We start from the raw sequence: 26,035 nt of genomic DNA, 5'->3' as shown, positions 1-26,035 counted from the left end.
GAAAAGTTTAAAGTTTTAATTCTTTAAAACATCCTTTCATTTTATTGACATAAATGGTAGAAACTGCTTTGCCTGCGATCTCTAAAAAAACTAACCAAAAAGAAATAGACATCATTTCAGATACACAAAATCTTGAACCAGAGTCCCTCGTTCTTTTCAGCGACCTTGGATTATCATCGTCCATCATGCGTGCGATTGATGAAATCGGGTATAAAACACCGACTTTGATCCAAGCACAAGCCATTCCTGTCATTTTACAAAAACAGGACTTGGTCGGTATAGCACAAACGGGTACTGGGAAAACAGCTTCTTTTACATTACCCATCCTTGAAATCCTAACAAGCAGCAAAGGTCGTGCGAGGATGCCTCGTGCGTTAATCTTAGAACCTACCAGAGAACTTGCGATACAAGTGGCGGAAAATCTAAAACAATATGGTCAATATCTTAAATTAACCCATGCCTTGTTGGTTGGCGGCGAAAGTATCGTTGAGCAAAAAAGTAATTTAAATCGTGGTGCGGATATTATCATCGCCACTCCTGGGCGATTAATGGATCTGTTCGAAAAAGGGGCTATACTTCTTAACCAGATTAAAATACTGGTTATTGACGAAGCCGATCGTATGTTAGATATGGGCTTTATCCCAGATGTTGAAAAAATTATTTCTTATTTACCCAAAAGCAGACAAACATTGCTTTTATCTGCCACAATGGCCCCAGAAATTAAAAAACTAACAGATTCTTTTTTATCTAATCCAACCGAAATTACCGTTGCACCGCCATCTTCCGTGGCGACAACGATTGAATCGGGTTTAGTAATCGTTCCTGAAAAAAGAAAAAGAGCGACTTTGCGTCAGTTATTGCGAAAAGATAATGTGAAGAACGCTATCATCTTTTGTAATCGCAAAAAAGATGTTGATATTTTAACACGTTCTTTAAATCGTCATGGATTTCAAAGCAGTGCCTTACATGGCGATTTAACACAACAACACCGCACCAAAACCATGGAAGAGTTCAAAAACGGTGAAATTCAATATTTAGTATGCTCTGATATTGCTGCCAGAGGGATTGATATTGATAATCTATCCCATGTGTTTAATTTTGACCTGCCTCGACATGCAGAGGACTATGTGCATCGTATAGGCAGAACGGGACGTGCTGGACGGACTGGATTCGCTTATAGTATTGCAACAGAAGATGACAAAGAAAATATTGCAGCCATCGAAGCATTAATCCAAAAATCCATTCCGATACTATCATTGGATAAGCCAGAAACAACTGATTTAGAAAAAGAAGACACCACAAAGAAACAACATAAACCCAAAGAAGAACAGCAAAAGAAAACGACTAAAAAGCATCATTATAAAAAAGAAAAAACAATCATGCCTCGCGTTCCATTATCTCAAGCAGTTCCTGATGATGATAATCCAGTCATTGGGTTTGGGCAGTTTGTTCCTGCATTTATGTTATCTCCTTTTAGGAAATAAACGCTTTAATAAAATTAAGGGGCTATAATATAATTCTAGCCTTACTATTATAAAAATTGATCGATTAATCCAGGAAATAGAGATTTAAATTTAGCTTTTTCAGAGGAATTTAAATTGGCAATAATACGCAAAAATTCTCTATCTGATTTTTTAGGCAGTTCGTTTAAAGTAGAATATAATTCTTGTAAACTTGTATAGGGGTGAAGAAGTGGAATCTTCATATCTTCTTCCTTTAATTTTTGTTGGGTGACTTGCACTTCCCAAGCAAAACATGCCGAATGAATATCTGCCATATCGTACAATTGAATATTCTTTGTATTTTGCTGTGAAAATCCGAGTTTACTTGAATTATAAATTGAAGTTAAAGAATATTCTTCCTGCTCTTCATTAAAAGAAGCGTGCAAATAATGTTCCGAAGACAATAAATACTGCCCCTCAATAATAAACGATATTGGATAATATTTTTGTTCAAGCAATGCTGTTAAGATAATCACATCAGGCAAATACGGAAAAACAAGTCCATATACAGGAATCAAAGACTTTATTTGTGCCTCTTGCTCTGTTGTTTGCAACAGTTTTTGTTCCAATACTGATACATAAAGATTTTGTTCAGCCTTACCAATCAACCGCACAATGACTGAGGCATTTTCTCGGAGATCACTCATCTCTTTAAATGTTTGATATAAATTATCTTGCTTAGGCTTTAACGAATGTTCATATGTCGAAGGGTAAAAAGATAATGCTTCTAAAAAGGATTTTTCTTTTATTTGCTTGCGAATATTCCCAATGATCTGTTGATTTATCTTTGATAGATGTTGCCTTACCCTTGGCATCATCCTCAAAGGCTCTTTGTCAACAAATATAGTATCAAAATGAAAACCAAACTGCTGCCAGTGCTTAATACTATCGCCTAAATCATCCGTTCTTTTTTTTATACGCCCTATATATTGTTCCATACTACGGCAAATATAGTGCATTACTTTGGCACCCTCCCATTCGACGTCTTTATTACAACCACGCCACTCAATCACATTCCCTTTTACATCTACATATCGAGAGAGATCAATATCATATTGATGCGGGTTGAGGTAATGAGAACCCAGTTTTTCTGGGCGAATAAAACTCTTTACCTGTTGATTATCTCCAAAGAAAATATCAGAATGCTCTAGAAAAACTTCAACAGTGACTCCTCTGGGACGTATAATTTTATTGGAGTTACCATAAATACACCAATTTATCGCAATCCCATCAGCATCAGGAAATTGGTCTAAAAAATCAGCAAGATTATCAAACGAATTTAAATAAACATATTCATCTGCATCTAAAAAACCGATCCAATCATATTCCTCTTTTGCGATTTCTACGGCTGACATAAAGGAGTCTCTTTGCCGCCAGTAAAAATTAGGCTGTTGAACAGGATCAGTTCTAAAATATTGAATATTATAAATTTGTGCAGCAGCTTGAATAATCTCAAAAGTGCCATCCGTTGAATAATCATCAAAAATAAATAACTTATCGACACCCAGAGCTTGGTACCAAGCTATCCAACCAGCAATATCGCTATATTCATTTTTAACAAATAGAGCAACCGCAACTTTGGTCATCAATAAATACCCTTGATCCTAGTTTAATAAGCAATAATTTTTATAATTTATAGAATTCACGCCTAAAAATTGATAAAAAAAAGGCAACTTTTGTAAAAAAGTTGCCCTGAGTGTAGCATAGAATGAACAGAAAATTAAAACATATTCAACGTTAAACGAGCCTCGTCACTCATTCTGGAAACATCCCAAGGCGGATCCCAAACAACTTCTACTTTTACCTCAACAACACCCGCCACTTTTTCAATAGCGTGTTCGATCATGATAGGCAACTCTTGAGCACTGGGGCAATTTGGTGCTGTCAGTGTCATTTCTACATGAACACGCCCATCGTCATGCAAATCAACTGCATAAATCAGCCCCAAATCATAGACATTTACAGGTATTTCAGGATCATAAACTGTTGAAATGGCATCTATGACAGCATTTTCATTAATCTCACCACCGACGGAAGCTATCTCTTCTGAAACGGATTGATCCTCATCTGGTTTCCAAGATTCAACAGAAGAGCTATAGTCTGTTTTTTCTGCATGACTATCAGACTGCATATTTTTTGACACAGATTCAACTTCTTGTTTTTCGATAGATGATATAGCGCTACTTTCCATTAAAACACCAAATAAAATGAATGATTCAGACTATCATATAACTAGTAGTAATAATACCTCTTTATTAAATAAATAATTGTTGAATGACTTTCAACGTCTCAACAAAATAATCTATTTCTTTAAAGGTTGTATAAATTCCAAAACTTGCCCGCGCGACGCTAGTTTGATGCAAACGATGTAACAAAGGTTCCGCACAATGAGAGCCTGCACGCACTGCAATTCCATTTTGATCTAACAAAGTTGCAATATCATGCGCATGTGCTTTTTCCATTGTAAAAGCGATCACACTACCGCGTTTCTCAGGATTTCCGATGATCGTTAATCCCGCAATCTCTTGCATCTTCTGAACGGCATAATCAACCAAGGCTTCATCATGCTGGGTGATATTCTCATAACCAATCGATAAAACATAATCAATCGCAGCCCCAAGCCCGACCACTTCTAATATTGGTTGCGTTCCGGCCTCAAACCTGACTGGTGGTAAAGCCCACGTGGATTTTTCAAAAGTTACGCGTTCAATCATATCCCCACCGCCCATAAAAGGTGGCATTTGATCTAGAATTTCTTTTTTCCCCCATAAAATCCCAATACCTGTAGGACCATAAAGTTTATGCCCAGTAAATACATAAAAATCGACATCCAGTTCCTGCACATTCACTTGTTGATGCACAATTCCTTGGCTACCATCGATTAAGATTTTTGCACCATTTTGATGCGCCATTGCTGCAATCATTTTGATGGGATTAATTGTTCCCAACACATTCGACATGTGTGTAATGGCAACCAACGCAATATCATTCTCAACAAGAATTTGTTCCAGCGCAATTAAATCGATATCGCCTTGATCTGTAATGGGTGCGACGTATAGATGAAGTCCCATCCGATCACGCAACATTTGCCAAGGAACAAGATTTGCATGATGCTCCATCTCGGTAATGACGATACCTTGCCCTTTTGTTAACAAAGAACCAAAAGAATGTGCGACAAGGTTAATGGCTTCAGTGCTGTTTTTTGTATAAACCACTTCATCAGCAGAAACCGCACCCATAAAATCAGCAACTTTTTGACGTACGGCTTCATACTGGTCTGTCATTGCTTCGCTCATCGTATAGACACCACGATGAACATTTGCATATTGCGTATAGACAGATTTCTGTATTGCCTCAATAACCTGTATCGGCTTTTGAGCAGATGCCCCACTATCTAAAAAAACAAACGGCTTACCATTAATTTTTTGCTGCAAAATAGGGAAATCTTTTCTGATCGCTTCAATGTCAAAAACAGCTGATTTTTGCATTATGTAATATCCTCTACCACTTCAACACCCAATTGTTCTTTTAATAATTGCTTTGCAATGGGGTCATTCACGTCTTCCACTGCTTGTGCAACAAAAGCATTAATCAGGATTTCCCTTGCTTGATGAAATGGGATACCTCTAGCCATTAAAAAGAATAACTGATCCTCGTCCAAAGCTCCAACCGTCGCACCATGAGAGCATTTCACATCATCTGCGTAAATCTCTAGCTCAGGCTTGGTATTAATTTCGGATTGATCTGAAAGTAATAATGTTTGATTTTGTTGCTGTGCATTTGTCTTTTGAGCTTTTTGGTGGACGAAAACTTTACCTTGAAAAACACCATGACTTTGATCGGTTAAAATATTCTTAACATTTTGATCTGATTGGCAGTGCGGCACCAAGTGGGAAAAAACTGTTGTAATATCTGCATGTTGCTTATCACTCAGCTTCTGCACCGCTTGAAAAGAAGCATTACTCCACTCGCCATTCATATCAATATAAACTTCTTGTCGAGAGAATTTAGACCCTTTAGAAATCAAAAACTGACGATATTTTGCATGATCAGCTAAGGAAACATATAAATTGGCACAATTATAGCTTTCCATAGAAGAATTAAGCAATTTATTGTATTCAAAATCAGCTTTAGATGCGATTTTGACTTCACAAACAGGATTGGTAAAATATTCCCCAAAACCTGCATTCATCTCAATAACAGATAGCTGGGCCTGATCTTGTAATTCAATGTTTAATCGATGATGAAAAGAGACTAATCCAGCATTTTGTCCGTATCCCAAATAGACAAATAATATTGTACCTGCTTGATGATTTTTTGACACTGTTAATTGAATCATTTGTCGACCCATGGCATAATTCAAAGCAGTCATAATATCTCTTTGGGGTTGTCCCAATGCCCCATACGCATCTTTTTTGATTTCAATATGACAACCTGCACAATCAAATAGGGTCGAAAATTCTTTTACAATTCGACCGTTCGCCACAATCAAGCGTGGAAGCTCTGATAACTCAGGTAAAGAAAAAACATTCTTTTCTAACCATTGTTGAATTTGTTGCGTATCTACTGGTTCTGATTGAACAAATTCAACCTGATTGAACCATCTTAAATCCGTGTATTTCCAATTTTCAGCGCGGCGAGTAGGAAGCCCTGACTCAGAAAGCAAGGCAATTGCTTTTCCTTGTTCAGAAGAATGATCCTGACCTTTAACGCGAGCTAAAAGAGAAGGTAATCCTGTAATTTTGTTTTCCTCTGACCCCTTATGCATCGGCTTCTCCAACCAATCGACCATACCCTTCAGCTTCTAATTGACGAGAGAGTTCAGGACCACCCGTGTGAATAATACGACCTTTAGCCAAAACATGGATAAAATCAGGTTGAATATGATCTAATAATCTTTGATGATGCGTGATAATCAATGATGAAAAATCAAGAGAGCGTAAAGACTTTACCCCTTCTGCAACAATACGCAGCGCATCAATATCTAGCCCACTATCGGTTTCATCTAGAATTGCAAAAGAAGGCTCTAATAACGTCATTTGCAATACTTCGTTACGCTTCTTTTCTCCACCAGAAAAGCCAACATTGACATTACGTTTAAGCATATCGGTTGAAAAAGATAGTTTCTTTGCAAGTTCACGCACTAATTTAAGAAATTTAACAGGGTCAAGCTCTTCTTGCCCACGAGTTTTACGAACAGAATTAACCGCTGTTCTTAAAAAATTCGCATTATTAACACCAGGAAGCTCAACAGGTGCTTGAAATGCAAGGAATAAGCCCGTTGCAGCACGTTCATCAGGCGACATTGCTAATAAATCTTGTCCTTTAAAAGTCACAGAACCTTCAGTAACCTCATAACTCGGATGCCCAGATAACACATATGATAAAGTTGATTTTCCAGACCCGTTAGGTCCCATAATCACATGTGTTTCGCCTGCTGGAATGGACAAATCAACGCCTTTTAAAATCTCTTTGCGACTATTTTCTGCAGTTTCATCAATAACAGAAGCATGTAAATTTTTAATTTCTAAAATCATATTCATTTTCTTTATTTATCCCACACTTCCTTCAAGACTAATTTGCAAAAGCTGTTGTGCTTCTACGGCAAATTCCATCGGGAGTTCTTTTAATACATCTTTACAAAAACCATTCACAATCAACCCAATCGCTTCTTCTTTGGAAAGACCACGTTGTTGACAATAAAAAAGTTGCTCTTCTGAAATCTTGGAGGTTGTTGCTTCATGTTCAATTTTAACAGAGCTATTTTGACTTTCAATATAAGGCACCGTATGCGCCCCACATTGATCGCCGATCAATAGACTGTCACATTCAGTAAAATTTCGTGCGTCTTTGGCTCTTGGCAACATTCTTACCAAACCACGATAGGTGCTGTCTGATTTTCCGGCACTAATAGTTTTGGCTAGGATCGTTGAACGTGTATTGCGTCCAATATGAATCATCTTTGTACCCGTATCAGCTTGTTGATGACCATTCGTCACTGCAACAGAGTAAAACTCACCAATCGATCCCTCACCTTGTAAAATACAAGAAGGATATTTCCATGTAATAGCAGAGCCTGTTTCAACTTGTGTCCAAGAAACCCGAGCACGTGCACCACGACAAGCAGCCCGTTTCGTTACAAAGTTATAAATACCACCCTTGCCATCTTTATCCCCTGGATACCAATTTTGAACGGTGGAATATTTGATAAACGCACCTTCCATTGCAATAAGCTCAACCACAGCAGCATGAAGCTGATTTTCATCACGTTGTGGTGCGGTACAACCTTCTAAATAAGACACGGTTGATTTATCATCCGCAATAATCAATGTTCGTTCAAACTGACCTGTATTTTTTGCATTAATACGGAAATAAGTTGATAATTCCATCGGGCAACGCACCCCTTTTGGAATATAAACAAAAGAGCCATCAGTAAATACAGCAGAATTCAATGCAGAATAAAAATTATCCCCTTGAGGAACCACACTGCCTAAATATTTTTTAACCAACTCTGGATAATCACGGATAGCTTCTGAAATTGGACAGAAAATAACGCCTGCTTTGGATAATGTTTCCTTAAATGTGGTCGCCACGGAAACACTGTCAAACACAGCATCAATCGCAACGGGCGGTTGGTTATCAGACATTTCCTCTGCGCCCTCAACCCCAGCCAATATAGCTCGTTCTTTCAACGGAATGCCTAATTTTTCATAAGTTCTTAAAAGCTCTGGATCGACTTCATCTAAAGATTTAGGTCCTTTTTTCTTTTTTGGAGCTGCATAATAGTGCAAATCTTGAAAATCGATCTCTGGATGTTTTACTTTTGCCCATTGAGGTGGGGTCATTGTCAACCATAAATGATAGGCCTTTAAACGCCATTCCAACATCCACTCAGGCTCTTCTTTACGAGCAGAAATTAAACGAATAATATCTTCATTTAATCCCTTCGGAGCCATATCCATTTCAATTTGAGTTTCAAACCCCCACTTATAGGCATTAGGTTCTAACTGTTTTAACAGGGCTTCATCCTGAGTTGGTTTAGTCATTATAATACTCTGTTATGTTGTTTCTTGAATGTTTTATATTTTTATATTTTTTGTGTTTTAGCACGAATGAAAGGGTTTAGTTTGATTTTGCAAATCTGCAACAGTGATCTTTTCAAATATGTTCCTTACTTGCAAACTGATCCCTTCCCATTTTCCATATAATTTACAATTTTCTAAAGTAATACGACAATGCTCACGATCACAATTCACTAAATCTATGGGACCTTCTATGGCGAATATGACTGAAGCAAGGGTAATCTGATTTAAAGCAGAATTTAACATATACCCACTGCCCGCGCCTCTACATGATTGGACAAGGGATGCTCGTGTCAACATCTTTAGAACCTTAGCCACCGTAGGTTCTGGAACACCTGTTTCAACAGCCAATATTGACGAAGAAGTTGCCTTTTGATGGTGTGAAAGGTGAATTAAAAGAATAGTTGCATAATCTGTTAATTTAGATATCTTAAGCATAGATCATGTTTCATTATAAAAAAGTAAGCCGTTTATTTGGCTTAATGTTAAGCATTTACTATATATAGGACTACTTTAGTCCATTTAAAGAGATTTTAAAAGATCTATTTGTAAAATAGATTAAAATTCTTTTTCTATGTGACATGACCAAAGCACATATAAATGAATAAATAAACAATAATACCTACTAAAAAACCAACAATCGAGCCGTTAATTCGGATAAATTGCAAGTCTTTGCCTACTCGTGTTTCTAAACGTGAGATAAGTGCTTGGCTGTCCCACCCAGCAACAACATTTTCAGTAAAATTCACCAACCATTGTTGTGTATGAGGCAAAGAACGTAACGCCGCCCCTTGAATTGTTGCAACTACCTTGTCACGAACGGATGAATCTTCACGCAATTGTGTTGCTAAATAAAGAAGCGCATCATGAATTAGACTTTTCATCCAACCATCATCATTTTCGACATCTTCTTCGACAAGCGTTCGAATTTTTTGCCAAATATCTTCTCGCCATTCTTGAACACTTTCATGATCGACAAACAACTTTAAAGCTTCTGATATCTTTTCGCTGCGTTCTGGATTGGTCTCAAATTTATCAATTTCTTTTTTGATCCATTCTGCGATACCATGACGCAAATCTGAATTTTGTGGATCAATACGATCCATTTCTTTATTGATTCCAAGCAAAACCTTAGATGCCACCGAGCCACCAATCATCCAACCAACAAAACGTCCCCCCTGTTCTTTTACGCGATCTTGAATGATTTCTTTCAGGCTATCTTCTTTTTCCTTTAAATTCTTTTTGATGACTTCTAATAAAAACGAAACAATCTCTTGATGATGTTCATTATCCACCATTGTCCGCAAAGCCCTGACCATTAATGGCGAAAGAGATTCCCCACTCAACAATCGCGAAAAAATACGACTTACAAACATACTGGCTCGTCCATCTTCAAAACGATCCAACATATTCGGAACAGCATTCAATATAATTTTGGCACACATATCGATATTGGCTTGATTAGATAGGTACCTCGCCATTAAGCTCGGAAAATCAATTTTATCCAAGGTCTCTTTTACCTCATCCTTGGTAAAAACATAGCGCGCAATAAAATATCCCAATCCCTTACCCAAGCGTTTTTGTTGCATAGGCAGAATCGCTGTATGTGGAATAGGCAAACCCATTGGGTGGCGAAATAATGCTGTCACAGCAAACCAATCCGCGAATCCACCGATAAAGCCTGCTTGTGCTCCAGTTCGAAAAACATTTAGCAAAAAACTATCGTGAATAATCCCGTAATATGGCATTAAATACCCTAAAAAAGTCAATACACCCATTACCATCAATAACCCTGTTGCTATTCGACGATAACGAATAAAGGATACCCATGCCACATGCTCTGCTTCAGACGTTTTTTCTATGTTTTCAATTTTTTCTTGCATTTTTATTCTAAAAATAAAATTAATGTCTTTTCATTTTATCCATAATATTCAATCATAAACACCATGTATGAAGTTATTTTATTATCACACGGATTATTTACCTATGAATAACAATTCAGCGTCTCCTTCCGAAATTTTGAATCAATTGGTTACATTAACCACTCAATTAATGTCTAAACATAACCATGAACCAACAGAAAACCCAGTATTAACCTTATCACAAAAAATAAAACAACAGTTAAAAACTGGTCAAATTTCTTTCGATCATTTAAAAGAAATCATTCAACATTTAAGAGATTCTGCATTTTTATCACATGCTATACATTTACGAAAATATGTAAATAATCCTGATAAAGAAATTATTGAAACCCGTATTGAAACAATTATTCAAAATATTGTGCAACAAGCCACCATATCGTCTGAACCCAATACAAAGGAAAGTTTTGAGTGTTTCAAATCCCTCGTGGAAAAAACCCAGTTTGCTGCTGTCTTTACAGCACACCCCACCTTTTCAATAGCAAATGCGGTTTATACTGCGCTTGCAGATATCGCCAGCCATCCAATTGATAAAGACACTCAGGTTCCTTTTTTTTCAACCCACCGCAGAGCCGAAGCGCCCACTTTAAAAGAAGAATTAGACCTGGCAATTTACGCCATTGAACGGGCTAGAAACGCGTTGGATTTGTTTAATAACCATATTTTTGATGCTGCACAAAAATATTGGTCTGATTATTGGACTGATTTAACGCCTTGCTCTATTTTATTAAGCAGCTGGGTTGGCTATGATACTGATGGGCGGACAGATATTGGCTGGTGGGACAGTCTTAATATTCGTTTAAAAATGAAGGAATTGCAACTACAACGTTTATATAATCAACTTGAACCTATTCAAAATGGATGTGAAGACTTAAAACAACGTGTTTCCCTTGCCTTAAAAACGGTTAAAAACCAAAAACTACATTGCCCCACAAATGATGATCCAGATCAATTTTCAGATTTTGCCAGAGAACTAATCGAAAATCGTCAAGATGCCTTGTTATCAAGCGATGACTTACTTCCACTTTTTGATCAAGCACTCACTCAAGTCAATGACAATCATAAAGTTGATTTATTGATTGCACGTGCTGGATTTATGAGCCATGGGTTAAGTCTTTGTCATACACATATGCGGTTAAATTCTGTCCAAATTCATAATATGGCACGCCAGCGTTTAGGGATTACCAGCAATCCTGATAATCGTTCCCACACAAGAACATTATTTAATACAATCAACACAGCTTTGGAAAATGTAACTCAAATTCCTGTTGATTTTGGATCGTTGCTTACTGAAAAAGCATCTGCCAGCACATTAATGATGCTATTAACACAAATTATTAAGCATATTGACACCAAAACCCCTATTCGTTTTTTGATCGCAGAAACTGAGAACGGATATACATTATTAGTTGCTCTCTGGTTAGCACGCCTATTTGGTATCGAAAAGCAAATCGAGATTTCACCTTTATTTGAAACAGATAATGCTTTACAACATGGCGCAAATATTATCGAACAAGCATTAAGATCACCTCATTGGAGAGACTATCTACGTCATACAGGTAAATTATGTTTGCAATTTGGGTACTCAGATTCAGGTCGCTTCATTGGTCAAATCGCAGCAACATATCAAATTGAAAAATTACGCCAAAAAATTGCTGCCTTATTGAAAAAATATGATTTAACCGATGTCAATCTTATTCTTTTTGATACACACGGAGAAAGCATGGGGCGCGGTGGTCATCCATTCAGCATGGAAGACCGTCTAAAATATTTATCTCCTAAAAAAACAGAACTTGTGTTTGAAAAGAATGGAATATGCACACGTCAAGAAACTTCATTTCAAGGTGGCGATGGCTATTTACTGTTTGGATCACAAGCAATGGCAAACGCAACCATCAGTATCATTGCCAAGCATATTTATAATTTCGAGCTTGATGAAGAAGATCCTATTTACGAAGAAAGCGATTTTAGTGCTGATTTCTTCTCTACCATAAGCTCTGAAATGAAAGATTTGGTCAAAGACAAAGGATATGGAACCTTATTAAGTGCCTTTGGTCCTGCTTTAATTGATCGCACTGGATCTCGCCCTGCTGTCAGACCAAGTGATACCTCCTCTAGCGTCACCACAATTAAGCATCCCAGACAATTGCGTGCTATTCCTAATAACGCAATTTTGCAACAGCTTGGATGGTGTGCCAACACATTACAAGGTTTAGGTACTGCGGCATCAGCAAACCCTGAAACCTTCCAAGAAATGTTAAAACATAGTCCTCGATTTAGACTGTCTCTTGACTTTGCGCGCCATGCTTTGAAACATTCCAACTCTACCGTTCTACGTGCCATTATCTATATGTTAGATCCTGGGATTTGGCTGGACAGAGCTAATTCAGAAGATAACCCCCATTTACGGGAATCCTATCTTTCTTTGGCAAAAGGTCTAAGAAGAATGGATTTATGGGCCAGCACTCAAGCCATGTTCCAACGGGTGCAAGCGGATAATATTACCTTGTTATCTATTTGGGATGAAGCCCCCAGCATGGATGCCAAAGAAATCTTGCTTCATGCTATTCGATTAACCATCATCGAAGAAATATGGATGCTTTCAACGCAAATTCCATATTTCTCTCCGTATCATGATTTCAGCAGAGAGGCACTCGAAACAAAAATTCTCTCATTAGAAATCCCAACAGCGTTAAATGTGTTGTTACATGTATTTCCACAAGCCAAAGAACATGTCTCTGATCTATATTTTTATGAACCCAAAGCCCCGCGTAACGAAGGTGCCTATGCAATGGATGATCGTCAAATCTTTAAACCTATCCGAAGAAATTTTGACCTTATACGTGAAATAAGTGTTGCATTAATTCACAGGTTACACGCTTTTGGTTAATATTTTATCATGAAGGTTGTTTTTATTTAAAAACTGTACACCTTATTAATTAATACTGATATCAAAATAAAGGAAAATACAATGTCAATTATTTGGGCAATTATTATTGGTTTTATTATAGGTGCCATTGCTAAGTTTTTAATGCCAGGGAAACAACCTGGTGGTTTCATCATTACGGTAATTCTAGGGATTGCTGGATCAAGCTTTGCAACATGGTTAGGTAAAGCATTAAAAATATATCACGAAGGACAAAGTGCAGGCTTTATTTTCTCAGTTATTGGTGCCTTGATCCTTTTATATATTTATAAAAAAGCTGTCGAAGTTATGTATAACCAAAATTAAATTATTAACTAATATCTTCAAACTGCTTTGCTTGCAGCAGTTTGAATCTTATACATAACTTAATACTTTGAATAATATAATTTATTACAAGTATACAGAATAATTGCTTTTTTTTATAGTTTCTATATTATTCACATTGAGACTACACATAGTAGCAAAACCATATATTCAAAATGGTAATTTTTTAATTTGACCTTTTAAATATTTATATAAATAAAAATCAACGTATCTTGCATAAATATAAGCAACAAATATTGATACAGTTAAGCCAGTAACAATTGCAAGAAAAACAGAGTCTCTTCTATATAAGAATCCTGAAATTATAACTGATTCATGCAACAGATAAAGTGGAAAGCTTATATAACCTAAGAAAATGAAGAAACGGTATGTCAAAATTTTATATATGATAGTTTCAGGATCTAGAAAATCAACAAACATCAACGGAATAAAAGCAACTATATAAAAATAATCTAAGATATTATGCGTTTGTCCGTAAACACCTATACAACATACTGCAAGAGCAAATAAGACAAATATCGAAAAGAACTTGTCCTTAAGTAATTCTATAAACCATATTTTCTTTGTAAGATCATAACAGATTGAGCCAATCAACATGGAAACAAATGCAGTCAACAAATTCGGCGGCACACCAGAGCGATAGAAATACAATAAAGCTATAAATACAGAAGTCGCTGCAATAACTTTAATTATAAAATTTAATCTTGTAAAAAGAAGTGGTATTAATAGTGAAATCCAAAATTCTAGACTTATACTCCATGAAGGTTCATTGATTAATTTAAAATCATACCAATAAACACCATGTAAAAATAAAATATTTTTAAGGAATACCATTGGAGAAAACACATCAAGACTTGATACATAGCCTCCATGATATTGATTATATTTGTATAATATAACCATCAAAACTGTAGAGATAAACATTAATGGCCATAAACGAGCCAACCTTGTTAAGCAGTATTTGATAAAATTACCTTTGGCATGTGCATACGATAATACAAAACCTGACATAATAAAAAAATATACAACACTAATATAAGCACCAACAAACGGTCTATTTTCAGACCATCCGATTATTGATCCAACTAGATGACTCAGCAAAACACTAACAGCTAACCCACCACGAAGCCCATCAACTGCATCAAACCTTTTTACATCCATACCTCATACCTCATACCTCATACCTCATACCTTAAATAATATAAAATAACGTTTCATAAACTTTATATATAAAAAAAGCGAATGCCAAATTGACATTCGCTTTTTAAATCACATTATCAACTTAATCTTATGAAGATTGATTGATAATTTCATCAGCCACATTACGTGGCACTGGATCATAATGATGGAATTGCATTGTAAATGATGCACGACCTTTTGTCATTGAACGTAGGTCAGAAATATATCCAAACATTTCTTTCAAAGGAACATAAGCACGAACCATAACGGTGCTACCTGCTGTTTCTTGGTTTTGGATCATACCACGACGACGGTTAAGATCACCCACCACGTCACCAACGTGATCGTTTGGTGTGGTAATTTCAACATCCATAATTGGTTCAAGAATAACTGGACCAGCTTTTTTCATACCTTCACGGAAACAAGCTTTACCAGCGATTTCGAACGCTAATGCAGAAGAGTCAACATCATGGTATTTACCGTCAACCAATGTAAACTTAAAGTCAACCGTTGGGAAGCCAGCTAGAACACCAGAAGATGCTTGGTTTCTGATCCCTTTATCAACAGCTGGGATATATTCTTTTGGAACAGAACCACCAACAATTTTATTTTCAAACACAATACCATCATTACGTTCGGTAGGTTCAAAAATAATCTTAACTTCAGCGAACTGACCTGCACCACCAGATTGTTTTTTGTGTGTGTAAGTTTCAGTATGAGACTGAGTAATTGTTTCGCGATAAGCAACCTGAGGCGCACCAATATTCGCATCAACACCATATTCACGGCGTAAACGATCAATAATAATGTCAAGATGCAACTCACCCATACCAGAAAGGATGGTTTGTCCAGTTTCTTGATCTGTTTTTAATTGCAAAGAAGGATCTTCAGCAGCCAATTTTTGTAAAGCAAGGGTCATTTTTTCCACTGCTTCTTTAGTTTTTGGCTCAACAGAAATATCAATAACAGGTACTGGGAACTGCATACGTTCCAACACAACTGGATCAGAAGAATCTGCCAGAGTATCCCCTGTTTTTGTATCTTTTAATCCAACGAACGCAGCAATATCACCAGCATGAACTTCTTTTAATTCAAGACGTTTATCAGCATGCATTTGGAAAATACGACCAATACGTTCTTTATGACCGTGCGTTGTATTTAATACTGTATCACCAGAACGTAAAACGCCACGATAAACACGAACGAATGTCAATGAACCATATTTATCATTGATGATTTTAAATGCTAGGCCTGCAAATTTTCCATCTGGATCAACTGGAATAATTGGCAATGTGTTTTCGTCAACTTCTTCATCTTCAGGAGGAGCAATACGAATACCTTCAACATCATCAGGTGCTGGCAAGTAATCAATAATTGCATCTAACAAAGGTTGAACGCCTTTATTTTTGAAAGATGAACCGCAAACTACTGGACGGAATTCACCAGAAATCGTACCCTTTTTAATACATTTCTTAAGAACTTCAACGGAAACATCACCTTTTTCAAAGTATTCTTCCATTGCGGCATCATCAACAGCCAAAGCGGTATCTAATAAATTTTGACGCCATTCAGCAGCTTTTTCTTTTAATTCTTCTGGGATTTCAACAACGTTAAATTTCGCGCCGAGTTCATCACCTTCCCAAATCAATGCTTTCATTTCCACAAGGTCAACAATACCTTGAAGATTTTCTTCAGCTCCAATTGGGAATTGCAAAGGAATTGCAATAATGTCTAATTTTTCTTTTAATGTGCTGAATGCGTAATCGAAATTAGCACCCGTACGATCTAATTTATTGATATAAATCACACGTGGAACATTATAACGATCAGCCAAACGCCAGTTTGTTTCAGATTGTGGTTGAACACCAGCAACACCTTCAATAACAAACACAGCACCATCAAGAACACGCAAAGAACGGTTCACTTCGATGTTAAAATCGATGTGACCTGGGGTGTCGATGATGTTAATACGATGATTTTTCCATTCACAAGTCACGGCAGCAGAGGTAATGGTAATTCCTCTTTCACGTTCCTGATCCATGTAATCGGTTGTGGTGTTTCCATCGTGAACCTCACCAATCTTATGAGAAACACCAGTGTAATATAAAATACGTTCAGTTGTTGTTGTTTTACCAGCATCAATATGTGCGGTAATACCTATATTACGGATTTTTGAAAGTTCAGACTGGGCGGACAAAGGAAAACCTCCACAAACGATGAAAGATACGATTTTTAATAAAAAATATCAGCATCAAATCGATAAAAAACAAGAATACCCTCTAAATAAATAATTATTTAAGAGGGGTTTTATCTATTAACAATCAGGTAATAAATTAAGCTGTTGCAGCTAATTTCTTATTACGTGCTTGAAGAATACGGCGTTTAATAACCATTGCTTCTTCTGTAAGCTTGCGATTCGGTGTTGTTAACAAAAAGTTATCAAGACCACCATTATGTTCAATGGTGCGTAACCCATGATTGGTAACACGCAAACGAATTGATTGTCCTAGAATTTCAGACAACAAAGAATAATCTTGCAAGTTAGGCAAGAAACGACGGCGATTTTTATTGTTGGCGTGACTGACATTATTTCCTGTCAACACACCTTTGCCTGTAATTTGGCAACGGCGAGACATGCTTTTATCCTCAGATAATAAAGCCGACACACGAATGCTCGGCAAGAATAACAAATACTTAATACGTTCTAAATGACTAAATTTATAGCAATAGTCAAGGGTTTTAAGTGTTTCTACATTAAAATCCAGAAAAATTCCATAAATAAAAATTTATTCATCAGATTGTTTTGCTTGAATTGCCCACATACTGGCATAAAAACCATTTTTTGCAAGCAAAAATTCGTGGGTGCCTTGTTCCTTAATCTTGCCATCAATCATCACTAAAATTAAATCGGAATGAATAATCGTTGATAAACGATGAGCAATCGTGACAACCGTTCGCCCTTTCGCCACCCTATCCAAAGCTTGTTGTATCTCTTGTTCTGTTCGGCTATCTAACGCACTCGTAGCCTCGTCTAAAATCAGAATTCGAGGATTCTTTAAAATTGCCCTAGCAATCGCAATACGTTGCTTTTCACCGCCTGATAATTTTAATCCGCGCTCCCCTACATATGTTTGATAACCATCGGGTAAGCTTAGAATAAAATCGTGTATTTGTGCTAATTTTGCCGCATGTTCTATTTCTTCTTTACTGCACCCTAAACGACCATAAGCGATATTATATTCAATCGTATCATTAAAAAGAACCGTGTCTTGAGGAACAACCCCTATCGCAGCCCGTAAATTCGATTGCATATAGTCACGAATATCCTGTCCATCAATTTTGACGGAACCTGAATTGACATCATAAAAACGGAATAACAAACGACTAATCGTTGATTTCCCTGCCCCCGTTGGTCCAACAATCGCAACTTGACTGCCTGGTTCGGCTACAAAGCTGACCCCATGAAGGATTTCTCTTTCTATATCATAGCCAAAATATACATCTTGAAATTCGATCTTAGCTGGTCCTGCTTCTGAAAGATTAGCAGGCAAATGTTTGGTCTCTGTATGATTATCAACCTCAGGAGCTTGCGAAAGCAACGAAAACATATTTTCCAAATCGACGATCGATTTTCTAAGATTCGAATAAACGCTGCCGAGGAAATTTAACGGTTGATATAATTGCATCAAATAGGTGTTGATTAACACGAATTTACCTACGGAAAAATGCCCCAACACAATATCATGCGCCGCCAACACCATCACAGAGGTCAATGCCACGGCAATAATAAAAGATTGTCCAAAATTTAGCCCATTCAACGTCATTTGCGTTGTAATAGATGCTTTTTCATAACGAGCCAACGATTCATCATAGCGTTTAATTTCGTGGGCCTCATTACCGAAATATTTTACTGTTTCGTAATTTAATAAGCTATCTAATGCACGATTATTCGCTTCATTATTGATCTCATTCATTTGGCGACGAATTTGTATACGCCACGACGTAAACCAAATCGTGAACAAAAAATATGCCAAAACAGCCACACAAACCAAAACAGTATATCGCCAATCGTATAGATTTGCGATGACAATAATAACCATCAGTGCTTCGATCAAAGTTGGAACAATACTAAAAACTCCAACTCTTAGGATCGTTTCAACCCCTTCACTACCGCGTTCAATCGCACGTGTAATGGCACCTGTATGACGATTAAGGTGAAATTTCAAAGAAAGATTATGCATATGTTCAAAACATCGTAACGTAATTGTACGCATCACCCTAAAACGCAAAGGTGCAAAAACGGTATCTTTTAACTCTGAACATAAACTGGAAATAATACGGATCAGTCCATATCCTAAAATTAGCCATACAGGAATATAGACCAACTCTTGTCCATGCGTTTTGGACAAAATATCGACAACTTTACTGTATAAATAAGGGATACCGAGGGCTGAGACTTTGGCAATAATCATCAGCAATGTTGCACCAACTAATTGCAATCGCATCATAGGCTGGTGTTTAGGCCATAAATAAGACAATAACTCAAGCAAAGTTGACCAACCTGATCGGTTACTATCTTTGGCAGAAAAATGAAATTTGGTGTATCGTGACATAATCAATTTTTAAAATGTTATAAAAATTTATATAGTAGAAGAATAAAAAAATTAAATACAGACAATTACACTATTCTTGTAAAATATTTTACATCATCACTATTAAAGTGATTACAAAGGTTATGCATGCAACCCACTGAATTTAAAACATTATTAAACTATATACAACAATGTAATACAGCACAACTTCATCAAGATTTTTTACCTTTTCGTGCTTGCAATCAAATTATCGGATGGATTAAACCTGACTTTATGCAAATTTTATATCATTATGGCGTATATAAAGCAGACGACCAAATTGATACCCTACCCGATACAATTTCCCTTCAAGCATTAGGAGAACAATTGATTAAAAATAATGTCATTCAAACGATGAATGAATTATTTGACGTTTATCCTTCACCTCATGCAAAACCGATCGGACAAATTGACAGGGCTGTATTACCTTCTCTGGGTATAATTGGCACTGGTGTTCATCTCAATGGTTTGGTCAAAGATGGGGATGAAACCTATTTATGGGTTGGTAAACGATCCCCTCATAAACGCCTTGATCCAAACAAACTGGATCATATCGTCGCTGGTGGTATCCCAGCTGGATATACTCATAAAACAGCTTTAATAAAAGAAGCTGAAGAGGAAGCGAATATTTCAGCTGATCTTATTTCTAAAGCCGAATATACCAGTATGGTTACCTATAGCATGGTTCGTCCCGAAGGATTACGTCGAGATGTGTTATATTGTTATGATATATGGCTACCCAAAAAATTCCAACCCACTCCCAATGATGGTGAAGCAATCGGGTTTGAGCTGATGAAAATCACCGATGTTTATCGACGCGTTTGTGATACGAATGATTTTAAATTCAATATAAATCTTGTTTTAATTGATTTATTTTTACGCTTAGGCATTATTTCAAATAAATCTGCTAATGCACAAATGCTTAAAGTAGGATTAAAAGGGAAATTGTTTCCATAAATTTGTTTGTATGAAATATTTATTGGTCACAATATTGCTGGGATATTAAACGACAAATTATACTCATTGTAGCTAATGATTGAGCTAGATCAGTCAATCATTAGCTAGTCATCCTTAATCAGCAAAAATAACCGTTTTGCTGCCGTTGAGAATAACACGATCTTCGATATGATAACGAACGGCTTTGGCTAATACACGTCGTTCAATATCACGACCTTTACGCACCAAATCCTCTGGCACATCACGATGGCTGACACGTTCAACATCTTGTTCAATAATTGGTCCTTCATCAAGATCTTCGGTGACATAATGTGCAGTTGCACCAATCAATTTTACTCCACGAGCAAAGGCTTGATGATAGGCTTTCGCTCCTTTAAATCCTGGCAAAAAAGAATGATGAATGTTAATGCACTGACCTGGTAGCTTTTTAATCATATCCGCAGATAGAATTTGCATATAACGAGCCAGAACAACCAACTCTGTCCGAGTTTCTTTGATAACATCCCATAATTTCTGTTCTTGCTCTTGCTTAGTCTCCTTGGTAATTGGCAAATAGTAAAAAGGAATATCCTTCATTTCAATATGTGCATAGTCTTCTTTAGGATAATTCGCAACAATCGCCACTGGCTCAATCGGCAACTCCCCTATCCGCCAACGATAAAGCAAGTCCACCAAGCAATGATCCATTTTGGAAACCATCAACATCACGCGTCTGCGTTTTGATCGATTATGCAAAGACCATGTCATTTTAAACTGACCAGCCAGAGCTTCTAAACGTGTATATAGCCACTCATAGAGTTCACTTTGATTTTCCAAAGCAAACACAACACGCATAAAAAAACGCCCAGAAGGATCGTCATGCTGTTGAGATTCTAAAATATTCGCTTTTGCCTCGAACAACCCCGTTGAAATCGCCGCTACTATTCCTGGCTGGTCAGGACAAGAAAGGGTTAATACATATTCAGTGATATTACTATTGGTCATTGATTTATAACTCTTTTTCAAATAACCAATTATCAAAATGACAAATTATCGCTGTTTGATAACCATGGAAAACCATCGATATCATTTTTAACACAATAAATATTTCTTTCTTTTCCAGACAATGCAGCTAATCTAGCTGAAAATATATCTGCTACTAAATCATCTTCATTTCTAAATAATTTGATATTATCTACATATGCAGCTTCTTGCATTATTTTTCTTATATGATTAACTCTGTTATCAGATGCCATTTCTTCTGAAAGGGGCTGTAATGTCAACATTTCCCAATCATTTTCCCAATCTGCACTCAATTTTATTTTATAAATATTCTCACCGATTTCATCGTTTATACAAGTAACTAATATAGCGCGTGTATAAGATCGCAATGTAACACGGTTACCATGTAAAGAAGCCTTAAATGATAGGCATGACGAGATATATCTTTCACCAGATAGATAGATAAAGCTATCTTGTTTTGTCGTTACCAAATATGCTGGATAGTTCAAATCATTAGGCAAGAATAGTAATACATTTTCTGTATCTTTATTATTCGCAGTTTCATCCTCATTCTTACGATGAACCAAGTTACCATATAGATTATCTGTGCACAGCTCTGTATCCCAAAAGGTAATCAATGAATATGGTGTATATTTGACAGATGATTCTCTATAGATAAATGGACATTGCTGAGCTTTAGAAAGTCTATCTAACGAAATTTGATGTTGTATAGTATATATAATTTTATTTAATTGACCTAATCTTTTTTTAGGAATAGGAGCATGCCTCTCATTATGATTCCACCATGAAAAATAATCAATACCTATCACATTTCTTATATCAGACCGCCTTTTAACTTTATCCATATAATGCTCAGCGCTACGAATAACATAGTGTAATATAGCACCATTACTCCAATCCGGGGCATGTGCAATACGATGATGTTCAGCATGCCACTTTACATCCTCCCCTAATGGATTGACTATATTTCCGTCTACTGTAAAACGGTGCGGATCATGATATACTGGATGCATTTGTTTGATTTTTACAAGAGATTTTACAGTATTATTCTCAAACAAATCTGGCATAGAATGATATTCGAATTGTTCAGGAACGATGACTCCTGGTCGAAGAACGTTTTTCCCATCACCATAACAGCGCCAATTAAAAGCTATCCCTCCCACATCTTTTGGAAACGACTGCAAGAAATCATGAATATTTGAATGATTAGGCAAATAAAGATACTCATCCGCATCGATAAATAAAACCCAGTCAAATTCATCACGTAACCGTTGTGCAGCATCCATATACACAGCTTCTTGCCTGTGTTGAAAATGAAGCTTATATGGAACAGCCTGTAATCTAACATCATAATATTTAGATGCTGCATTGATTACATCAACCGTCAAATCTGATGAACCATCATCATATATTATCAAAGAATCAAAATTATAACTAATATGCCAAGCAATCCAAGATGGCAAATCAAAAGCTTCATCTTTAACAAATAAAACCACAGCTGTTTTTGAGTGCGTAGAAGATAACATAAAAAAAATCCACCTTTATATTCATATACTTAATTTATCTATTTGTTTAAACCAAGGATAGTTTGTTATATTGTTTTTATTTTTGAAAAAGTTTAACTCGAAATCATCAAAAGTTACCAATCCTGCAAAGAATGCATCTGCGTACAGATTCATATCTATATTAATTTTATCTTTGTTCAATAAGTTATGATCGGTAATAGCCTTAGCAATTTCTACTAAGATTCCTTCTTTTTGTTCTGTAACTTCTTTTACCGTAAAGGTTTCCCATTCACGCACTTCATCACGGTTACACTCTAAATAACTTAATACATTATTCCCTTCGACTGGCGCAGAAGTAATAACTCTTTTTGTCAAAGGACTTTGCAGCGCAAAATTATTTTCTGATAATTCAATTTTTTTATAGGTTAGAATTTTAGATACACGTGCTTCACCAATTTGATGCATAGGACTAAAATTATCTAATACAATTAAAAATACGAAATCAGGCTTACTTGGTATCGAAAATAATGTCACTGGTAGAACATCTTGATTTTTTTGATCTGGGTGGATATGTGCCAGTTGCCCGTAATCTTTATCAATAACCAATTCTGTCGAAAAATATGTTACCGCGTTAATAACAACTATCTTATCAATTATATCACTTGACTCGCTCACAATTTCTTTTGACATTTTACTATTCATTTCAATTTGTGCAATAATATCTAACGAAGTTTGATGCTGGATTTCGTATATATACGAATACATTGCATTAATTCGTTTTAATTGCATCGGTTCATATTCGTCATTTTTATCATAAAAATTAAACAAACCCATACCCATATTGGCAGCACGTAAATCACTTCTTCTTTTAGATTTTTCAACAAAATGCTCTGCACTACGAATAACATAATGACGAATTACAGCGGCAGTCCAATCTGGTAATGCAACCGTTTTTTCAGGATACTGTTCTTGCCATTCTGGCGTTTCACCATTGGGAGTAATATATCGTCCTGGAACGATAAATCGATGTGGGTTTATAAAATCAAGTGAAGCCTTCTTAGGTTTAAAAAAAGACTTAACATATTGATTCATTTCAAAATCGTTATTTGAACGCATATGATAATTTTCAAATACATTTGGCGATGCTGGTTTTATAATATGTTTATTACTACCAAAGCATTTCCAATTTAACGCTATGCCATCTATATCATCATCATACTTATTCAAAAAATTATGAACATCATCCCCATTGATAATATCTATATACTCATCAGCGTCTATACATATTAACCAATCAAATTCATCCCGATAGTCCACAATAGCATTTTTGTATGTTTTAGCTTGCCGTAAATTAAAGTGAGAGGCACTTGCTGCCCGTTGAGGACGCACATCAAAAACCTTTGATGCTGCATTGATTACCTCCCAAGTTCCATCAGATGAATAATCATCATAAATAATAATCGTATCAATACCAATTGATAAGTGCCAAGAAATCCACCAAGCTATGTCTTCGACCTCATTTTTAACAAATAAAACAGCTCCTACTTTCATATGGATACCCCTCTTAATTCGAAAATATTTATAATAATTATCTCAGTATTATTAGATGATTTGTCTATCATATATATATAAAACTGTATAGTTTTACAAAATTACTTTTGTTATCAAATAAATCACTTCATCGTCACCGTAAAAGCTGGCATTTTTTTGTCATCACGAGTATTCTCTAAAAATACTCTAGCTGTCTTTAATGCCTCTGCAATCGTGACATCCATATCTAAATAACGATACGTTCCCAAACGACCAACAAAGGTGACATTGCTTTCTTGTTCAGCTAACTCAACATATTGTTCCAACTGAGTCATTTCACCAACCAAGCGAATTGGATAATATGGCAAATCTTTTTCTGTGCATAAACGACTAAATTCTTTATACATCACAGACCCCTCATGACTTTCCCAAGGTGCAAAATATTTATGCTCGGTGATACGTGTGTAAGGAACAGATTCTTCGCCATAATTCATCACAGCCGTGCCTTGATAATCGCCTTGATAGGTGAATTTCTCAAAGTCCAACGTACGATAAGCCAAGCGTCCATGTTGATAATCAAAATAAGCATCTAATGGTCCACTATAGAAAATATGGCGATATTTTCCATGATCTGTTTTATCAAACTTTGTATTTAAAGAAACCTTAATATTTTTATGATCCATAATACTGTCAATAATCACAGTATAGCCATCTTTGGGCATACCTTGGAATTTATGACTAAAATAATTATCATCATAATTAAAACGAACAGGCAAACGTTTTAAGATAGAAGCTGGCAATTCGGAAGGATGAAGTCCCCATTGTTTTAAAGTATAGCCTTTAAAAAATGCCTCATACAGCTCTTTACCCACAAATTTAAGCGCTTGTTCCTCAAAAGATCGAGGTTCAGCAATAGAATTATCCCCTTTTGTTTTAATAAATTCTTTGGCTTCATCAGGGGAAAAAGTCTTATGGAAAAACTGATTAATCGTATGCAAATTAATTGGCAAAGAAAATACTTGCCCATTAACCGTTGTTTTTACTCGGTTCACATAAGGCATCATTTCCGCATGTTGGTTCAGAAAATTCCATACTTCTTCATTATCTGTATGAAAAATATGAGGGCCATAGGTATGCACCATGACCCCAGTCTCTTTGTCACGCTCAGAGTAACAATTTCCCGCAGTATGTGAACGTTCATCAATAATATGAACGTCAAAACCATCTTCTGCCAACAAACGTCCAATAACCGCACCAGAAAACCCAGCACCAACAATCAGTATTTTCCTATTTTCCATGTTTTTTCTTCATTATTAATAACCAGAGATACTTTGAGGGCTTTATAACAAATTTTTCCCTTCTCGTATATCCATTACCCATAAAGTGGGTTTAATCAATCCCCACTTATATTATTGTCTCATATTTTTATGTGTTTTAGAATTAAATAGAACAACTTGATTTAAATTCATAAAGCTAAG

Annotated in this window: 20 protein-coding genes; 4 read left to right on the top strand and 16 right to left on the bottom strand. The window is 36.2% G+C overall.

Annotated elements, in window-relative coordinates:
- The first annotated feature begins 53 nt into the window (after positions 1-53).
- Positions 54-1,484, top strand: coding sequence for a DEAD/DEAH box helicase (locus QJV33_RS09440; RefSeq protein ID WP_281463095.1), 1,431 nt, complete (start codon positions 54-56; stop codon positions 1,482-1,484).
- A 47-nt stretch (positions 1,485-1,531) separates the two neighbouring features.
- Here the strand turns inward: QJV33_RS09440 and QJV33_RS09435 are convergent, their stop codons facing one another.
- From QJV33_RS09435 to QJV33_RS09400, 8 genes are all read right to left on the bottom strand, one after another.
- Complete coding sequence (locus QJV33_RS09435) at positions 1,532-3,088, bottom strand: glycosyltransferase family 2 protein (RefSeq protein WP_281463094.1); 1,557 nt, start codon at positions 3,086-3,088, stop codon at positions 1,532-1,534.
- A gap of 134 nt (positions 3,089-3,222) precedes the next feature.
- Positions 3,223-3,693 (bottom strand): SUF system Fe-S cluster assembly protein, encoded by a 471-nt coding sequence (locus tag QJV33_RS09430; RefSeq protein WP_408869656.1) that lies wholly within the window; start codon positions 3,691-3,693, stop codon positions 3,223-3,225.
- Positions 3,694-3,757: 64 nt separating this feature from the next.
- Positions 3,758-4,990 (bottom strand): aminotransferase class V-fold PLP-dependent enzyme, encoded by a 1,233-nt coding sequence (locus tag QJV33_RS09425; RefSeq protein WP_281463093.1) that lies wholly within the window; start codon positions 4,988-4,990, stop codon positions 3,758-3,760.
- Positions 4,990-6,270, bottom strand: coding sequence for a Fe-S cluster assembly protein SufD (sufD, locus tag QJV33_RS09420; RefSeq protein ID WP_281463092.1), 1,281 nt, complete (start codon positions 6,268-6,270; stop codon positions 4,990-4,992). Before sufD ends, QJV33_RS09425 begins: the two co-directional genes overlap by 1 nt.
- Positions 6,263-7,045 carry a Fe-S cluster assembly ATPase SufC gene (sufC, locus tag QJV33_RS09415; RefSeq protein WP_281463091.1) on the bottom strand — a complete coding sequence of 261 codons (783 nt, stop codon included), beginning with the start codon at positions 7,043-7,045 and terminating at the stop codon, positions 6,263-6,265. The genes sufD and sufC overlap by 8 nt, the downstream gene beginning before the upstream one ends.
- A 9-nt stretch (positions 7,046-7,054) precedes the next feature.
- Positions 7,055-8,548, bottom strand: a complete 1,494-nt coding sequence (sufB, locus tag QJV33_RS09410) for a Fe-S cluster assembly protein SufB (protein ID WP_281463090.1) — start codon at positions 8,546-8,548, stop codon at positions 7,055-7,057.
- 57 nt (positions 8,549-8,605) lie between these two features.
- Entirely contained in the window at positions 8,606-9,022 is a 417-nt protein-coding gene (locus QJV33_RS09405; protein WP_281463089.1) for an RrF2 family transcriptional regulator, read from the bottom strand.
- Positions 9,023-9,156: 134 nt separating this feature from the next.
- Positions 9,157-10,467, bottom strand: coding sequence for a DUF445 domain-containing protein (locus QJV33_RS09400; protein ID WP_281463088.1), 1,311 nt, complete (start codon positions 10,465-10,467; stop codon positions 9,157-9,159).
- A 103-nt stretch (positions 10,468-10,570) separates the two neighbouring features.
- Between QJV33_RS09400 and QJV33_RS09395 the strand changes: the two genes are divergently transcribed.
- Both QJV33_RS09395 and QJV33_RS09390 read left to right on the top strand, forming a co-directional pair.
- Positions 10,571-13,393 carry a phosphoenolpyruvate carboxylase gene (locus QJV33_RS09395; RefSeq protein ID WP_281463087.1) on the top strand — a complete coding sequence of 941 codons (2,823 nt, stop codon included), beginning with the start codon at positions 10,571-10,573 and terminating at the stop codon, positions 13,391-13,393.
- Positions 13,394-13,474: 81 nt separating this feature from the next.
- Entirely contained in the window at positions 13,475-13,735 is a 261-nt protein-coding gene (locus QJV33_RS09390; RefSeq protein ID WP_281463086.1) for a GlsB/YeaQ/YmgE family stress response membrane protein, read from the top strand.
- A 168-nt stretch (positions 13,736-13,903) separates the two neighbouring features.
- Here the strand turns inward: QJV33_RS09390 and QJV33_RS09385 are convergent, their stop codons facing one another.
- From QJV33_RS09385 to QJV33_RS09370, 4 genes are all read right to left on the bottom strand, one after another.
- On the bottom strand, positions 13,904-14,914 hold the full coding sequence (locus QJV33_RS09385) for an acyltransferase family protein (RefSeq protein ID WP_281463085.1): 1,011 nt from the start codon (positions 14,912-14,914) through the stop codon (positions 13,904-13,906).
- A 127-nt stretch (positions 14,915-15,041) separates the two neighbouring features.
- Positions 15,042-17,129, bottom strand: a complete 2,088-nt coding sequence (gene fusA / locus QJV33_RS09380; protein WP_281463084.1) for an elongation factor G — start codon at positions 17,127-17,129, stop codon at positions 15,042-15,044.
- A gap of 136 nt (positions 17,130-17,265) precedes the next feature.
- Positions 17,266-17,568 (bottom strand): 50S ribosomal protein L28, encoded by a 303-nt coding sequence (rpmB, locus tag QJV33_RS09375; protein WP_281463083.1) that lies wholly within the window; start codon positions 17,566-17,568, stop codon positions 17,266-17,268.
- Between the two features lie 150 nt (positions 17,569-17,718).
- Positions 17,719-19,545 (bottom strand): ABCB family ABC transporter ATP-binding protein/permease, encoded by a 1,827-nt coding sequence (locus tag QJV33_RS09370; RefSeq protein ID WP_281463082.1) that lies wholly within the window; start codon positions 19,543-19,545, stop codon positions 17,719-17,721.
- 126 nt (positions 19,546-19,671) lie between these two features.
- Between QJV33_RS09370 and QJV33_RS09365 the strand changes: the two genes are divergently transcribed.
- Positions 19,672-20,520 carry an NUDIX hydrolase gene (locus QJV33_RS09365; RefSeq protein WP_281463081.1) on the top strand — a complete coding sequence of 283 codons (849 nt, stop codon included), beginning with the start codon at positions 19,672-19,674 and terminating at the stop codon, positions 20,518-20,520.
- Positions 20,521-20,634: 114 nt separating this feature from the next.
- Here the strand turns inward: QJV33_RS09365 and purU are convergent, their stop codons facing one another.
- The 4 genes from purU to glf all read right to left on the bottom strand — a co-directional run bounded on the left by purU (position 20,635) and on the right by glf (position 25,855).
- Positions 20,635-21,504, bottom strand: coding sequence for a formyltetrahydrofolate deformylase (purU, locus tag QJV33_RS09360; RefSeq protein ID WP_281463080.1), 870 nt, complete (start codon positions 21,502-21,504; stop codon positions 20,635-20,637).
- Between the two features lie 32 nt (positions 21,505-21,536).
- Positions 21,537-23,048 carry a glycosyltransferase family 2 protein gene (locus tag QJV33_RS09355; protein ID WP_281463079.1) on the bottom strand — a complete coding sequence of 504 codons (1,512 nt, stop codon included), beginning with the start codon at positions 23,046-23,048 and terminating at the stop codon, positions 21,537-21,539.
- Between the two features lie 21 nt (positions 23,049-23,069).
- Positions 23,070-24,578, bottom strand: a complete 1,509-nt coding sequence (locus QJV33_RS09350; protein WP_281463078.1) for a glycosyltransferase family 2 protein — start codon at positions 24,576-24,578, stop codon at positions 23,070-23,072.
- Between the two features lie 122 nt (positions 24,579-24,700).
- On the bottom strand, positions 24,701-25,855 hold the full coding sequence (gene glf / locus QJV33_RS09345) for a UDP-galactopyranose mutase (RefSeq protein ID WP_281463077.1): 1,155 nt from the start codon (positions 25,853-25,855) through the stop codon (positions 24,701-24,703).
- Positions 25,856-26,035 lie beyond the last annotated feature (180 nt).

The sequence above is a fragment of the Commensalibacter nepenthis genome (assembly GCF_029953305.1).
Taxonomy (GTDB): Bacteria; Pseudomonadota; Alphaproteobacteria; order Acetobacterales; family Acetobacteraceae; genus Commensalibacter; species Commensalibacter nepenthis.
The sequence above is the reverse complement of the archived record's forward strand: the minus strand, read 5'-3'. Positions and strand labels throughout refer to the sequence as shown.

What these genes read in the sequence shown, in the direction of transcription:
- QJV33_RS09385 (WP_281463085.1), bottom strand. Translation starts at nt 14,914, where the DNA reads ATGGATGTAAAAAGGTTTGATGCAGTTGATGGGCTTCGTGGTGGGTTA.
- QJV33_RS09440 (WP_281463095.1), top strand. Translation starts at nt 54, where the DNA reads ATGGTAGAAACTGCTTTGCCTGCGATCTCTAAAAAAACTAACCAAAAA.
- QJV33_RS09430 (WP_408869656.1), bottom strand. Translation starts at nt 3,693, where the DNA reads ATGGAAAGTAGCGCTATATCATCTATCGAAAAACAAGAAGTTGAATCT.
- QJV33_RS09400 (WP_281463088.1), bottom strand. Translation starts at nt 10,467, where the DNA reads ATGCAAGAAAAAATTGAAAACATAGAAAAAACGTCTGAAGCAGAGCAT.
- QJV33_RS09350 (WP_281463078.1), bottom strand. Translation starts at nt 24,578, where the DNA reads ATGAAAGTAGGAGCTGTTTTATTTGTTAAAAATGAGGTCGAAGACATA.
- sufD (WP_281463092.1), bottom strand. Translation starts at nt 6,270, where the DNA reads ATGCATAAGGGGTCAGAGGAAAACAAAATTACAGGATTACCTTCTCTT.
- QJV33_RS09355 (WP_281463079.1), bottom strand. Translation starts at nt 23,048, where the DNA reads ATGTTATCTTCTACGCACTCAAAAACAGCTGTGGTTTTATTTGTTAAA.
- QJV33_RS09370 (WP_281463082.1), bottom strand. Translation starts at nt 19,545, where the DNA reads ATGTCACGATACACCAAATTTCATTTTTCTGCCAAAGATAGTAACCGA.
- QJV33_RS09425 (WP_281463093.1), bottom strand. Translation starts at nt 4,990, where the DNA reads ATGCAAAAATCAGCTGTTTTTGACATTGAAGCGATCAGAAAAGATTTC.
- QJV33_RS09365 (WP_281463081.1), top strand. Translation starts at nt 19,672, where the DNA reads ATGCAACCCACTGAATTTAAAACATTATTAAACTATATACAACAATGT.
- QJV33_RS09390 (WP_281463086.1), top strand. Translation starts at nt 13,475, where the DNA reads ATGTCAATTATTTGGGCAATTATTATTGGTTTTATTATAGGTGCCATT.
- QJV33_RS09405 (WP_281463089.1), bottom strand. Translation starts at nt 9,022, where the DNA reads ATGCTTAAGATATCTAAATTAACAGATTATGCAACTATTCTTTTAATT.
- purU (WP_281463080.1), bottom strand. Translation starts at nt 21,504, where the DNA reads ATGACCAATAGTAATATCACTGAATATGTATTAACCCTTTCTTGTCCT.
- QJV33_RS09395 (WP_281463087.1), top strand. Translation starts at nt 10,571, where the DNA reads ATGAATAACAATTCAGCGTCTCCTTCCGAAATTTTGAATCAATTGGTT.
- rpmB (WP_281463083.1), bottom strand. Translation starts at nt 17,568, where the DNA reads ATGTCTCGCCGTTGCCAAATTACAGGCAAAGGTGTGTTGACAGGAAAT.
- sufB (WP_281463090.1), bottom strand. Translation starts at nt 8,548, where the DNA reads ATGACTAAACCAACTCAGGATGAAGCCCTGTTAAAACAGTTAGAACCT.
- glf (WP_281463077.1), bottom strand. Translation starts at nt 25,855, where the DNA reads ATGGAAAATAGGAAAATACTGATTGTTGGTGCTGGGTTTTCTGGTGCG.
- QJV33_RS09435 (WP_281463094.1), bottom strand. Translation starts at nt 3,088, where the DNA reads ATGACCAAAGTTGCGGTTGCTCTATTTGTTAAAAATGAATATAGCGAT.
- sufC (WP_281463091.1), bottom strand. Translation starts at nt 7,045, where the DNA reads ATGAATATGATTTTAGAAATTAAAAATTTACATGCTTCTGTTATTGAT.